Annotated in this window: 12 protein-coding genes; 5 read left to right on the top strand and 7 right to left on the bottom strand. The window is 69.3% G+C overall.

The genetic code is table 11. From position 1 onward, the window contains the following. Nucleotides 1-16 precede the first annotated feature (16 nt). Together SY91_RS09850 and SY91_RS09845 are read right to left on the bottom strand one after the other, a co-directional pair. Nucleotides 17-1,591: a sugar ABC transporter ATP-binding protein gene (locus SY91_RS09850; RefSeq protein ID WP_077219990.1), complete on the bottom strand. Its 1,575-nt coding sequence runs from the start codon at nt 1,589-1,591 to the stop codon at nt 17-19. Nucleotides 1,592-1,659: 68 nt separating this feature from the next. Next, nucleotides 1,660-2,586: a sugar ABC transporter substrate-binding protein gene (locus tag SY91_RS09845; RefSeq protein ID WP_074800106.1), complete on the bottom strand. Its 927-nt coding sequence runs from the start codon at nt 2,584-2,586 to the stop codon at nt 1,660-1,662. A gap of 317 nt (nt 2,587-2,903) precedes the next feature. Between SY91_RS09845 and iolC the strand changes: the two genes are divergently transcribed. The 5 genes from iolC to SY91_RS09820 all read left to right on the top strand — a co-directional run bounded on the left by iolC (nt 2,904) and on the right by SY91_RS09820 (nt 9,274). Continuing rightward, nucleotides 2,904-4,859: a bifunctional 5-dehydro-2-deoxygluconokinase/5-dehydro-2-deoxyphosphogluconate aldolase gene (gene iolC, locus SY91_RS09840; protein ID WP_124477966.1), complete on the top strand. Its 1,956-nt coding sequence runs from the start codon at nt 2,904-2,906 to the stop codon at nt 4,857-4,859. A 46-nt stretch (nt 4,860-4,905) separates the two neighbouring features. Next, nucleotides 4,906-6,789, top strand: a complete 1,884-nt coding sequence (iolD, locus tag SY91_RS09835; RefSeq protein WP_185920883.1) for a 3D-(3,5/4)-trihydroxycyclohexane-1,2-dione acylhydrolase (decyclizing) — start codon at nt 4,906-4,908, stop codon at nt 6,787-6,789. 60 nt (nt 6,790-6,849) lie between these two features. After that, on the top strand, nt 6,850-7,779 hold the full coding sequence (gene iolE / locus SY91_RS09830) for a myo-inosose-2 dehydratase (protein ID WP_027807884.1): 930 nt from the start codon (nt 6,850-6,852) through the stop codon (nt 7,777-7,779). 56 nt (nt 7,780-7,835) lie between these two features. Continuing rightward, complete coding sequence (gene iolB, locus SY91_RS09825) at nt 7,836-8,654, top strand: 5-deoxy-glucuronate isomerase (RefSeq protein WP_124477964.1); 819 nt, start codon at nt 7,836-7,838, stop codon at nt 8,652-8,654. A 125-nt stretch (nt 8,655-8,779) separates the two neighbouring features. Continuing rightward, the gene (locus SY91_RS09820) at nt 8,780-9,274 is read left to right on the top strand and encodes a heme-degrading domain-containing protein (RefSeq protein WP_053523995.1); all 495 of its coding nucleotides are present in this window, start codon (nt 8,780-8,782) and stop codon (nt 9,272-9,274) included. A gap of 46 nt (nt 9,275-9,320) precedes the next feature. Here the strand turns inward: SY91_RS09820 and SY91_RS09815 are convergent, their stop codons facing one another. The 5 genes from SY91_RS09815 to SY91_RS09795 all read right to left on the bottom strand — a co-directional run bounded on the left by SY91_RS09815 (nt 9,321) and on the right by SY91_RS09795 (nt 13,859). Beyond that, nucleotides 9,321-10,067, bottom strand: coding sequence for an SDR family NAD(P)-dependent oxidoreductase (locus SY91_RS09815; protein WP_011545200.1), 747 nt, complete (start codon nt 10,065-10,067; stop codon nt 9,321-9,323). Between the two features lie 184 nt (nt 10,068-10,251). Next, nucleotides 10,252-10,956: an ABC transporter ATP-binding protein gene (locus tag SY91_RS09810; protein ID WP_124477962.1), complete on the bottom strand. Its 705-nt coding sequence runs from the start codon at nt 10,954-10,956 to the stop codon at nt 10,252-10,254. Further along, a complete protein-coding gene (locus SY91_RS09805; RefSeq protein ID WP_124477961.1) occupies nt 10,953-11,705 on the bottom strand; it encodes an ABC transporter ATP-binding protein in 753 nt (250 codons plus the stop codon). Before SY91_RS09805 ends, SY91_RS09810 begins: the two co-directional genes overlap by 4 nt. Further along, nucleotides 11,705-12,931, bottom strand: coding sequence for a branched-chain amino acid ABC transporter permease (locus SY91_RS09800; protein WP_185920882.1), 1,227 nt, complete (start codon nt 12,929-12,931; stop codon nt 11,705-11,707). The genes SY91_RS09805 and SY91_RS09800 overlap by 1 nt, the downstream gene beginning before the upstream one ends. Next, nucleotides 12,924-13,859 (bottom strand): branched-chain amino acid ABC transporter permease, encoded by a 936-nt coding sequence (locus SY91_RS09795; protein WP_078040879.1) that lies wholly within the window; start codon nt 13,857-13,859, stop codon nt 12,924-12,926. The genes SY91_RS09800 and SY91_RS09795 overlap by 8 nt, the downstream gene beginning before the upstream one ends. Between the last annotated feature and the right edge of the window lie 4 nt (nt 13,860-13,863).

Below are 13,863 nucleotides of genomic sequence, written 5' to 3'. Positions count from 1 at the left end.
CCAATCTTGTTGCGGCTCAGCGCGACGCGAGATCCATGATGCGGACCTGGTCGGCGTCCTTGCGATCGACGATGCCGGTCATGCGCCCTTCGTGCATCACCATCACGCGATCGCTCATCCCCAGCACTTCCGGCATTTCCGACGAGATCATCAGCACCGCGACGCCCTTGCCGGCGAGCGCGCTGACGAGCCGGTGAATCTCGGCCTTCGCGCCGACGTCGATACCGCGCGTCGGTTCGTCGAGGATCAGGATGCGCGGTTGCGTAAGCAGCCATCGGCCGATCAGCACCTTCTGCTGGTTGCCGCCCGACAGGTTCTGGATTTCCTCGTGCAGCCCGGGCGACTTCACGCGCAGCATCCGGCTCATTTCCTCGCAGTCGCGCTTCAACTGCGCCTGCTGCACGAAATTGAACTTCACGTAGCGGCGGCTCAGCACCGCCGCTTCCATGTTCGCGAGCAGGTCGAGATTCAGGAAGCAGCCGGAATCCTTGCGGTCCTCGGTGAGAAACGCCATCCCGTGTTTCATCGCCTGCGCGGGCGTCGCAATACGCACCGGCTTGCCGTCGATGCGGATCTCGCCCGAGGTGGCCGGCACGACGCCGAACAGCGCCTCCGCGACGTTCGAGCGCCCCGAGCCGACGAGGCCCGCGACGCCGAGGATTTCACCCGCGCGCAGCTCGAAGCTCACGTCGCGGAACACGCCGTCGACGCAGAGATCCTTCACCGACAGCACAACGTCGCCGATCGGCACGTCTTCTTTCGGGAACATCTGCGTGATCTCGCGCCCGACCATCATGCGGATGATGTCGTCGCGCGTGACGTCGCTCGACGCATGCGTGCCGATGTACTTGCCGTCGCGAAACACCGAGAACTCGTCGGCGATCTCGAACAGCTCGTTCATCTTGTGGGTGATGTAGACGATGCCCTTGCCCTGCTCGCGCAGCTGGCGAATGATCCGGAACAGGTGCGTGACTTCCTTCTCGGTCAGCGCGGAGGTCGGCTCGTCCATGATCAGCACGTCCGAGTCGAACGACACGGCCTTCGCGATCTCGACCATCTGGCGGCTCGCGACGGTCAGCGTGCGCACGTCGGTTTCCGGATCGATGTCGATCGACAGCCGCTCGAACAGCGCGGCCGTGCGGCGGCGCAGCTCGGCGTGATCGATCAGGCCGAAACGGTTCTTCGGTTCGCGGCGAATCCAGATGTTCTCCGCGACCGTCATGTACGGCATCAGGTTGAGTTCCTGATGGATCATCGCGATGCCGCGGTCGAGCGCATCGAGCGGGCCGTTCAGCACGACCGGTTCGCCGTTGATCAGGATTTCGCCCTGGTCGGGCGTGTAGACGCCCGCGATGATCTTCATCAGCGTGGACTTGCCGGCGCCGTTCTCGCCCATCAGCGCATGCACGGTGCCGCGGCGCACGCGGAACTGCACACCGTCGAGCGCGACGACGCCGGGAAAGGACTTGCCGACGCCGCGCACCTCGAGCACGCAGTCGGCCATGGGCGCACCGGACGAACCCGGCGCGGCGGACGACGCGGCCGGCGCGCTTTCGCTGGCCATCGAGCGCGCGATCCTGGCTGTAAACATGGACGTTCCTCGAAAATCGCGCGCGAACCCGGCCGCGCCGGGCCCGCGCAGTTCAGCGGAAAAACCGGTCAGTGCTTCGCGTACTGGTTCATGTTCTCCGGCGTCACGAGCTCGAACGGCACGTTCACGTAGCGATCGACCGGCTGCTTCTTCGCGAGCTTGAGCGCCGCGGCCACCGCCTGCGCGCCCTGCCCGGTCGCATTCTGGTAGACCGACACCTTCAGCTCGCCGGCCTTCATCGCCGCGAGCCCGTCCGGCGTCGCGTCGATACCGGCGACGACCGTCTTCGGCGTGAGCTTGCGCGCGGCCTTCAGCGCGTTGATCGCGCCGATCGCCATTTCGTCGTTGTTCGACACGATCGCGTCGAACTTCGTCCCGGAGCTCAGCCAGTTCATCGTGATGTCCTGGCCCTGCGTGCGGCTCCACTTGCCTTCGCGCTTGTCGACGATCTTCATGCCCGAGCATTCCTTCGTCGCGATCACGTCCTCGATGTCCTTGGTGCGCGCGCGCGCCGATTCGTTGGACAGCTCACCCATCAGCACCAGGAGGTCGCCCTTGCCGCCGAGCAGCTTGCACACCTGGCGCGCCTGCAGCGTGCCCGACTGCTTTTCGTCGGACGCGACGACCGCGACGCCGGCCGGCAGCTTGTCGAAGTCGACCGGCTTGCGGTTCACGTAGATGAGCGGAATCTTCGCCGCGGTCACCATCTTCGTGATCTTCGGCGTCGCGTCGGTATCGACCGGATTCACGATGATCGCGTCGACCTTCTGCGCGATCATGTTCTGGACCTGGCTCAACTGCTTGCCGACGTCATTGCCGCCGTCCTCGATCTGCACCGTCGCGCCGTCCTTCTTCGCCGAATCGGCGATGCTGTTGCGCAGGATGGTCAGGAACGTGTCGTCGAACGATGCCATCGTCACGCCGATCTTCTCGGCATGCGCGAGCGGCGCAGCCAGGATCGCGGCGGCCGCGACGGCCATCAGCTTGGTCTTCATGATCAATCTGTCTCCTCATCTCCGGGGGGCGGAAGACGGCGCGTTGCGCGCCGCCGGGCCGAGTCCGATCTGGTCCGATCGGGACTGAAGCATCCGGATGAAACTGTAGATCACTTCCTCGAAAATTTGGAAATTTATTTCTACGTGATTTCACCTAGGGAACTGTATTTCCAAAAAGTCTAGACTCCGTTCCGTAGCCCGACTCCCGGTGGCAGGCAGCCTCATGTCGTGCGGCATGGGCCGCGGACAGTCGCCACTGGATCGGTCCCCTAATCTGCCGGCAGCGCCGAACGCCGGCCGCGAGCGTGACACGTGATATGAGCCTGCTGAACTTTCCGAGTGACCGCCCCATCGATCTCGCCTGCCTCGGCCGCGTGGCCGTCGATCTCTATGCGCAGCAGTACGGCAGCCGCCTCGAGGACGCGCGCAGCTTCCAGATGTATCTCGGCGGCTCGTCGGGCAACGTCGCGTTCGGCGTCGCGCGGCTCGGGCTGAAGACCGCGATGATTTCGCGCGTCGGCGACGAGCAGATGGGCCGCTTCCTGCGCGAGACGCTCGAGCGCGAAGGCTGCGACACGAGCCAGCTGCAGACCGACCGCGAGCGCCTCACCGCGCTGGTGCTGCTCGGGCTGAAGGATCGCGATACGTTCCCGCTGCTGTTCGTGCGCGAGAACTGCGCGGACATGGCCGTGCGCGCCGACGAGATCAGCGAGGATTTCATCGCCGGTTGCCGCGCGCTGGCGATCACCGGCACGCATCTGTCGACGCCGGGCACGCGCGAGGCGTCGCTGACTGCGCTCGGATATGCGCGCCGCCACGGCGCGGTCCGCATCCTCGACATCGACTACCGGCCGGTGCTGTGGGGGTTGACCGCACGCGGCGCCGGCGAAAACCGTTACGTGCCCGACGCGCAGGTGACGCGGCAGCTGCAGCAGGTACTCGGCGAATTCGACCTGCTGGTCGGCACCGAGGAGGAATTCCTGATCGCGGGCGGCGTGCCGCATGACCTGATCGGGTCGTTGCAGGCGGTGCGCGCGATCACGAACGCGACGCTGGTCGTCAAGCGCGGCGCGCTCGGCTGCTGCGTGATCGAAGGCGACATTCCGGCCAGCATCGACGCTGCGCCGACCTTTCTCGGCGAGCGCGTCGAAGTGCTGAACGTGCTCGGTGCGGGCGATGCGTTCCTGTCCGGCCTGCTGTCGGGGCTGCTGCGCGGGCGCGACTGGGCCGAATCGACGCGCATCGCGAACGCGTGCGGCGCGATCGTCGTGTCGCGCCACGCATGCTCGGCCGCGATGCCGACGCCGGCCGAACTCGCGCACTGGTTCGACGGCAGCCGCAATCCGCAGGTCGACGCCGACCGTACGCTCGCGCACCTGCATCGCGTGACGGTACCGCGCCGCGAATGGGACGACCTGTGCGTGATGGCGTTCGACCATCGCAGCCAGTTCTACGAGCTGGCGGTGCAGGCCGGCGCGGACGAAGCGCGGATCAAGACGCTGAAGCGCCTGCTCGTGCGCGCGGTCGAACAGGTCGAGCGCGATCGCGGGATCGCCGGCCACGTCGGCGTGCTGATCGACGGCGGCGCATACGGCAGCGACGCGCTCGCGTCGGCCACCGGGCGCGGCTGGTGGGTCGGCCGCCCGGTCGAACTGCCGGGCTCGCGGCCGCTGCGCTTCGACGACACACGCTCGGTCGGCTCGTCGCTCACGCACTGGCCGACCGAACAGGTCGTGAAGTGCCTCGTCCACTATCACCCCGACGACCCCGTCGACCTGCGCGTCGAGCAGGAGCAGCGCGTGCTGGAACTGTGGGAAGCCACGCGCGCGAGCGGCAACGAGCTGCTGCTGGAAATGATTCCGCCGCGCGCGGTCACGCCGGCCGGCACCGAGGACGACGCGGTGCTGCGCACGATCGCGCGCTTCTACAACCTCGGCGTGAAGCCCGAATGGTGGAAGCTCACGCCGCTCACCGCCGACGGCTGGGCGCGGCTCGCCGCGCTGATCGCCGAGCGCGATCCGCACTGCCGCGGCGCGGTGATCCTCGGGCTGAACCAGCCGCTGCAATACCTGATCGACAGCTTCCGCTCGGCGACCAACCCGATCGTCAAGGGCTTCATGGTCGGGCGCACGCTGTGGGCCGATGCGTCGCTGAACTGGTTCGCGGGCCGGATCGACGATCAGGCGCTGATCGACGAAGTGGCCGGCAACTTCGCGCAACTGGTCGACGCGTGGCTGGGCCGACGTACCGCCGCGCGCGCCGCCGCAGCCTGATGCCCGTGTTCGTGACGACCACCCGACTTCTCTCTATCGACCGACGATGACCACCACCGTAAGACTGACCGTCAGCCAGGCGCTCGTGCGCTACCTGGCCGCCCTGCGCGCCGAAGTCGTCCAGCCCGACGGCCACACCGAGATCCTGCCGTACTGCGGCGGCGTGTTCGCGATCTTCGGCCACGGCAACGTGGCCGGGCTCGGCGAAGCGCTCCATGCGGAGAAAGACCGGCTGCCGACGTTTCGCGCACACAACGAGCAAGGGATGGCCAACGCGGCCATCGCGTTCGCGAAGGCGAATTTCCGCCAGCGGATGATGGCCGCGACGTCGAGCATCGGCCCCGGCGCCACCAACATGCTGACCTCCGCCGCGCTCGCGCACGTCGGCCGCTTGCCGCTGCTGCTGCTGCCCGGCGACGTGTTCGTGTCGCGGCTGCCCGACCCGGTGCTGCAGCAGGTCGAGGATTTCGAACAGGGCGACGTCAGCGCGAACGACTGCTTCCGGCCCGTGACGCGCTACTTCGACCGCATCACGTCGCCGGAGCAATTGCTCGTCGCGCTGCCGCGCGCGATCCAGGTGATGACCGATCCCGCACAATGCGGGCCCGTGTGTCTCGCGCTGCCGCAGGATGTGCAGACCTTCGCGTACGACTGGCCCGAGGATTTCTTCGCGCCGCCGCTGATCCGGATGCGCCGGCCGCCGGCCGACGCGCTCGAACTCGCCGATGCGCTCGACGTGCTGAAGGCCGCGAAGAAGCCGCTGATCGTCGCCGGCGGCGGCGTGCTGTACAGCCAGGCGTGGGATGCGCTGCGCACGTTCGCCGATACGCACGGCGTGCCGGTCGCCGAATCGCAGGCCGGCAAGGGCAGCCTCGCGTGGGATCACCCGCTGAACCTCGGCTCGATCGGCGTGACGGGCTCGCCCGCCGCGAACCGCGCGGCCGCGCAGGCCGACGTCGTGTTCGCGGTCGGCACGCGGCTGCAGGATTTCACGACCGGCTCGCACGCGCTCTACGGCGACGCGACGCTGCTGAGCCTGAACGTGCAGCCGTTCGACGCGGGCAAGAAGCGCGGCCGGCAACTGGTGGCCGATGCGCGCACCGGCCTCGGGCAACTGTCGGCCGCGCTGGCCGGCTGGCGCGCCGATCCGGCGTGGACCGCCGCGAACCGCGATCAGGCCGCCGCGTGGAACGCGCGCGTGACGGACCTGACCACCCGGATTCCGAAGGACACGCTGCCGTACGACGCCGAAGTGATCGGCGCGGTGCGCGACTCCGCGGCCGACGCGGGGCGCGACAGCGCCCGCGACGATCTGGTCGTGTGCGCGGCCGGCACGCTGCCGGCCGAACTGCACAAACTGTGGCGCAGCGGCATGCCGGGCAACTACCACATGGACTATGCGTATTCGTGCATGGGCTACGAAGTCGCGGGCGGCCTCGGCGCGAAGCTCGCGCGGCCCGAGCGCGAAGTCATCGTGATCGTCGGCGACGGCTCGTACATGATGCTCAATGCGGAACTCGCGACCTCCGTGATGCTCGGCCGCAAGATCATCGTCGTGATCCTCGACAACCGCGGCTACGGCTGCATCGAGCGGCTGCAACTCAATTGCGGCGGCGCGAGCTTCAACAACATGCTCGACGACTGCGTGCCCGAAGGCGGCGAACGCTCGACGATCGACTTCGCGATGCATGCACGCTCGATGGGCGCCGAAGCCGTGCACGTGCGCGACATTGCCGAGCTGCGCCACGAAATGAAGCGCGCGCGTGCGGCGACGACCAGCCAGGTGCTCGTGATCGACACCACGCACCAGCGCACGACCGACGACGGCGGCGCGTGGTGGGAAGTCGCGGTGCCGCAGGTGTCCGAACGCGCCGGCGTCGCGGATGCCCATCGCGCGTATCTCGACGCGAAAACCCGCCAGCGGCGCTGATCCGCCCGCCCTTTCCATCGGCCGCGCCGAGACAACAACATTCGAACCAGGAAACCCGTCATGAGCTGGAACGTCCGCATCGGTATCAATCCCCTGTCGTGGATGAACGACGACCTGCCGTCGCTCGGCGGCGAGACGCCGCTCGAAACGGCGCTGAAGGAAGGCGCCGAAATCGGCTATGCGGGCTTCGAGCTCGGCAACAAGTTCCCGAAGACAGGCCCCGAACTGAAAGCGAAGCTCGCCGAATTCGGGCTCGTATGCGTGTCGGGCTGGTATTCGGGCTTCCTCGCGGAGCTCGCGCCGGGCATGACCGACGCCGATGCGGTCGCGGCGGAAATCGAGCGCTGCCGCGCGCACATGACGAAGCTGCAGTACAACGACGTGAAAGTCGTCGTGTACGGCGAATGCGCGGGCACGATCCAGGGCAACATCGACACGCCGGTCGCGAAGCGGCCGCGTTTCGTCGACGACGCAGCGTGGCGGCGCTATGCGGCGCGCCTCGACGCATTCGGCGCGCACCTGCTCGACACGTACGGCATCAAGCTTGCCTACCATCACCACATGGGCGCGTACGTCGAGTCGCCGGACGACGTCGACCGGCTGATGGCGCTGACCGATCCGGCGAAGGTGTTCCTGCTGTTCGACACCGGCCACGCATATTTCGGCGGCGCGGCCGACCCGGTCGCGCTGCTGAAGAAGCACGTGTCGCGCGTCGCGCACGTGCATTGCAAGGACGTGCGGCCGCAGGTCGTCAACCAGGCGCGCAACGACGGCTGGAGCTTCCTGAACGGCGTGATCAACGGCACCTTCACGGTGCCGGGCGACGGCGCGCTCGACTATGACGCGACGCTGCGCACGCTGAAGGACGCCGGCTACGAAGGCTGGCTCGTCGTCGAGGCCGAGCAGGACCCGGCCGTCGCGCCGAGCTATGCGTATGCGAAGAAAGGCTACGAATCGCTGCGCGCGATCGTCGACCGGTTGAGCGCGTGAGCCGGCACGAAGGCGCGTGAGCGCTCGAGCCCTACCCTATTGCGGAGACCCATTTCATGACGATTTCTCCCCTGCTGGTCAAGGCATCCGCCGACCGCGAGATCTGCAACGTCACGCCCGAATCGGCGGGCTGGAAGCACGTCGGCTTTCGCGCGCTGCGCCTGAAGGCCGGCGATACCGAAACGCTCGACACCGGCACGCGCGAACTGTGCGTCGTGGTACTGACGGGCACGCTGCGCGCGGACGTCGACGGCGAAACCTATGATGCGCTCGGCAAGCGCGACAGCGTATTCGAGGACGTGTCGCCGGACGCGCTATACGTGCCGGGCGGCAAGACCGTCACGCTGGTCGCGACGCGCGATGCGGAAGTCGCGCTGTGCACCGCGCCGTACGCGAGCGGCGACAAGCGCGTGCTGCGCCTCGACGGCGAGCGGATGCGCCGCTCGGTGCGCGGGCAAGGCACCAACACGCGCTACGTATGCGACATCCTGATGGGCGACAATCCGGCCGCCGACCGGCTGCTCGTCGTCGAAGTCGTCACGCCGGCCAGCCATTCGAGCAGCTATCCGCCGCACAAGCACGACCGCGACGCGGCGCCCGACGAGACGTCGCTCGAGGAAACCTATTACCACCGGATCGATCCGCCGCAGGGTTTCGCGTTCCAGCGCGTGTACACCGACGATCGCAGCCTCGACGAGGCCTGCGCGGTCGAGAACCACGACGTCGTGATGGTGCCGCGCGGCTATCACCCGGTGGTCGCGCCTCATGGCTACAACCTGTACTACCTGAACGTGATGGCGGGCCCGAGCCGCGCGTGGGCGTTCAAGAACGATCCCGCGCACGAGTGGATGCTCGACGCGGCGCCGAAACGTTGAAGTGCTGAAGAAGTGCTGACGTGCTGAAACGCCGAAGCACTGAATGGAACACGGGCCCGCGCGCGGCCCGTGACGATGCGACGCCCGGCACGCGCGTACCGCGCCGGCCACGCTACGGAGCCGCCATGGTGACGCCCCCCTTTCGCCTCGCACCCCACGCCTTCGACGACGACGCGTCGAACCCGGCGCTGCCGCACTTCAATGCGGCCGTCGCACGTCGAATGGGCGAAATCGCGGTCAACCTCGCGTCGCGACGCGGGCTGCCGATCGCGGTCGGCATCGTCGGCGGCCACGCACCGCTGTTCTACTGCGCGCTTGACGGCAGCGGCGCGCACGACGGCGATGCGATCCGCCGCCGGCAAAACACGGTGCTGCGTTTCGGCCAGAGTTCGCTCGCGGTCGGCGCATGCTTTCGGCGTGCCGGCTGGTCGCTGCGCTCGCAAGGCCTGTCGGACGACGACTATGCGCTCGACGGCGGCGGTGTGCCGTTGCGGATCGCCGGCGCCGGCATCGTCGGCGCGATGACGATCGCGGGGCTCGGCTCCGAAGCCAATCACGCGCTCGTCGTCGAATGCCTGCGGTGGCACGTCGGCGCGAATGCGCTGGCGATGAGCGCGTAGTGGCGCGAACGGCGCACACGCACCGTTCGCGCGGTACCGCGGACGATCAGTTCAACCCCCCGCTCACGACGAGGTGCTCGCCGGTCATCCAGCGCGCATCGTCCGACGCGAGGAACACGGCGACCGACGCGATGTCGTTCGGCTCGCCGAGGCGGCCGAGCGGCGTCTGGCCGAGCACCTGCGCTTCCAGATCCGATCCGATGATGCCCGCGCTGTGCGTGCCTTCGGTCACGATCATCCCCGGGTTGATCGCGTTCACGCGGATCTTGCGCGGGCCGAGTTCGAGCGCGAGCACGCCGGTGATCGCGTCGACCGCGCCCTTCGTGCCGCTGTACACGGCGCTGGCCGGCGGCGTGATGCTGGTCACCACCGAGCTGATGTTGATGATGCTCGCGCCTTCGCCGAGATGCTTGACCGCGGCCTGCGTGGTCAGCAGCACGCCGAACACGTTCGTGTCGAACTGCCGGCGGTAGTGTTCCTCGGTGATCGCTTCGATCGGTGCGAATTCGTACACGCCGGAGTTGTTGACGAGCACGTCGAGACGGCCGTACGTGTCGATCGCGGTATCGACGATGCGCTGCGCATCGGCGGCCTTCGACACGTCGCCGCCGACCGCGACCGCGCGGCCGCCCGCTTCGGTGATCGCGCTCACGACCGCGTCCGCACCCGCCTTGCTGCTCGCGTAGTTGACGACGACCGCTGCGCCCTCGTCGGCCAGTGCCTTCGCGATTGCCGCGCCGATGCCCTTGGATGCGCCCGTGACGATCGCGACCTTGCCTGTCAGCTTGCTCATGATTTCATTCCTCAGTCCGAAGACGTTCGATGGATGGTGCCGGTTGCCGCGACGATGCGTTGACGCGTCGACGCGTTGTGATGGCGACCGGCCTGACTGGCAATGTACGTTGCGGCACCGCAGCGATAAAGCGGCTCGACGCGAATTGACTGGCGGAGTTTGCCGAACAATCGACCGGGCGCGGTCAGCCGGCGCTCAACCACGCATCGGCGACCTCGCCGCCCAGGCCGTCGAGCGCGCCGTCGTAGACGATCCGTCCGCGCCCCATCACCGCGACGCGCCGCGCGAGCCGCGGTGCGAGCTGCAGCCGCTGCTCGATCAGCACGATCGCGACGCCGTCGGCCTGCAGCGCGGCGAGGCATGCGCCGACTTCGTCGACCGCGAGCGGCGCGAGCCCCTCGGCCGGCTCGTCGACGATCAGCACGCGCGGGCGGCCGGCGAGTGCGCGCACCAGCGCGAGCACCTGCTGCTCGCCGCCCGATAATCGCCCGGCTTTCACGTCCGCGCGCGCGGCCAACAGCGGAAAACGCTCGAACAGACGGTCGAGCGCCGTGCGTTCGGCGGCGCCGCTCGCGCCGCGCAAACCGAGCCGCAGGTTGTCGCGCACGCTCAGCAGCGGAAACACGTCGCGGCTTTCAGCCACGTAAGCAACGCCGCGCCGCGCGATCTCGAACGTGCGCGCACCCGCGCATTCGGTGCCGGCGATGCGCACCGAGCCGGCCGTGCGTACGAGCCCCATCACGGCCTTCGCGAGCGTCGAGCGTCCCGAGCCGTTGCGGCCGAGCAGCGCGAGCGTCTCGCCCGGCGCGAGCGCGAGATCGACGCCGTCGAGCACGGGCTGCCTCCCGTACCACGCGCGCAGCCCGCGAATGTCGAGCACGGCGTTCATGCCGCGCCCTCGCCCAGGTACGCGGCACGCACGCGCGGATCGGCGCGGATCGCATCGGGCGCGCCGGTCGCGACCACCGCGCCGCGCACGAGCACCGTGATGCGTTCGGCGAAACCGAACACCGCGTCCATGTCGTGCTCGATCATCAGTACCGTGCGGCCCTGCGTCGTCGCACGGATCAGCGCGATCATCCGCGCCGCCTGTGCGCGGCTCATGCCGGCCGTCGGCTCGTCGAGCAGCAGCGTACGGGCACCGCTCGCGAGCGCGATCCCGAGATCGAGCGCGCGTTGCTCCGCGTAACTCAATTCACCGGCCGGCGTATCGCGCCGCGCGTCGAGGCCGATGTCGTGCAGCACGCGCGCGGCCGCGAGATCGACCGACGCCGATTCGCGCAACCGGTTCCACCAGCGCCGCCGCTCGGCCGGCGCATGCAGCGCCGCGCAGCGCAGGTTGTCGAATACGCTGAGGCGCGCGAATGCGCTCGTCTGCTGGAAACTGCGGCCGATGCCGAGGCGGCTCGCGACGACCGGCCCGCGCCCGCGCAGCTCGACGCCGTGCAGCATGACGCGCCCGCGCGTCGGGCGCATCGCCCCGGCGATCACGCCGAACAGCGTCGACTTGCCCGCGCCGTTCGGTCCGATCAGCGCGTGACGCTCGCCGGCCGCGATGCTCAGATCGACGCCGTCGAGCACGGTCTGCGCGCCGAAGCGCTGCACCACGCCGTGCAACGCGATCGCGTTGCCGTTCATCATGCGTCCTCCTGCGTGGCGACCGCCGCGCCGTGCCCGAGCCGCGCGCGCCAGCCCCACAGCAGCGTGCCGATGCCGGCCGCCGAAGCCGCGACGGCCCAGCCGACCGGCGTATCGGCGTCGATGCCCCATGCGCCGAACGCGAGGCCCGTGCCGTCGTCCTGCGCGAAGCGCCACGCATAGCCGAGCTCGGCCGCGCAGACGATCGCGGCGCCCCAGAACACGCACGCACCGATCGCGCACAGCACCCGCCAGCGCTCGGTCGCCGACACATCGCGCCGCAATGCATGCGCGAGCGCCTGCGCGATGCCGGCGATCCCGCCCGGCGCGGCCACGACGATTGCGACGAACAGCACGCCCAGATACAGCGCCCACGCACGCGACACGCCCGCGACGCCGATACTCAGCGCGGTCAGCACGGCCGCGCCGGCCGCCGGCCCGAAGAACGCACCGGTGCCGCCGATCACCGCGGCGATCAGCACGGTCGCCGAGCGCGCCATCGACACGCTGTCGGGCGTCGCGAGTTCGACGTCGATCAGCGTCAGCGTGCCGGCGACGCCGGCGAAGAACGATGCGCACGTGACCATCGCGAGCCGCACGCGGCGCGGATCGGTGCCGAGCGCCGCGACGCGCGCCGGGTTGTCGCGCACCGCGTTAGCGAGCCGCGCGAGCGGCGTGCGCGTCAGCACATGCATGGCCGCCGCCGACACGACGCACCACGCGGCGATCACCGCATACGCGTGGGCCGGCGCGCCGAAATACCCGTTGCCCCAAGGCGCGCCGCTCGCCCGGTCGATCGGCACGCCGCCGATCCCGCCGAACCACGCGGGCACGCTCCACGCGGCGGCCGCGACGCATTCGCCGAGCCCGAGCGTGATCATCGCGAACGCGGTGCCCGAGCGGCGCGTCGCCAGCAACCCGGCGACCAACCCGAAGCCCGCGCCGGCCATGCCGCCGACGAGCGGCAGCAGCGGCAGCGGGCCGCCGACGTGATTGAACCAGTGGGCGGCCGCGAACGCACCGAGGCCTGCGAACGCCGCGTGCCCGAACGACAGCAGCCCGGTCGTGCCGAGCTGCAGGTTGTACGACAGCGCGAGCACGACGAGCGCGGCCGTCTGCGCGAGATAGCCGAGCACCGCACCATGCGGCCACAGCCACGCGGGCAGCGCGACACACGCGGCGAACAGCGCCCAGCGCGCGCATCCGGCCACTGCGCGGCTATGCATCGACACGCTCGCCGAACAACCCACGCGGCCGCGCGACCAGCACCGCGACGAGCAGCAGGTACGGCACCAGCGGCGCCAGTTGCGCGATCGACACCGCTGCCACGCTGTCGGGCAGCGCGATGCCCGTCCATTGCGCGAGGTCGCGTAGCGACGTGCCGCTCGCGGCCGCGAAAGTCTGCGCGAAGCCGACCGCGAGCGACGCGACGAACGCACCGCCGAGCGAGCCGAGCCCGCCGATCACGACCACCGCGAACACGACCGACCCGACCGTCTCGGCGAGCGCCGGTTCGATCACCGCGAGCGGCGCGCCGATCACACCGGCCAGTGCCGCGAGCGCGGTGCCCGCGCCGAACAGCGCCGTCATCACGCGCGGCACGTCGTAGCCGAGCGCCTCGACCGCCGCGCGATGCGTGAGCGCCGCGCGCACGACGAGCCCGATGCGCGACGCACGCAGCAGCACGCCGAGCCCGACCAGCATCGTCGTGGACATCGCCATCATGAACAGCCGGTAACGCGGCAAGGCGAGACCGAACACGGTCACGGGCGCACCGTCGAACAGCGGCGGCACCGGCGCCGGCAGCGGTGCGAGGCCCCATGCGAGTTTCGCGCCCTCGCCGATCAGGTACGCGAGCCCGAAGGTCAGCAGCAGTTCGCTCGTATGGCCGCGCGCCTGCACGCGGCGCAGCAGCGCGCGTTCGCAGCCGGCGCCGAGCAGCCCGACCGCGAGCGGCGCGAGCACGAGCGCGGGCCAGAAGCCCGCCCAGGCCGCGATGCTGTAGCCGACGTACGCACCGAGCATGTAGAAGCTCGCATGCGCGAAGTTGAGCACGCCCTGCACGCTGAAGATCAGCGTGAGGCCGGCTGACAGCATGAACAGCAGCAGGCCGTAGCTGAGGCCGTTGAAGGCCTGGAGCGCGAACGCGTGCACCGCG

It is taken from the genome of Burkholderia cenocepacia (assembly GCF_014211915.1).
Lineage (GTDB): Bacteria > Pseudomonadota > Gammaproteobacteria > Burkholderiales > Burkholderiaceae > Burkholderia > Burkholderia orbicola.
The sequence above is the reverse complement of the archived record's forward strand: the minus strand, read 5'-3'. Positions and strand labels throughout refer to the sequence as shown.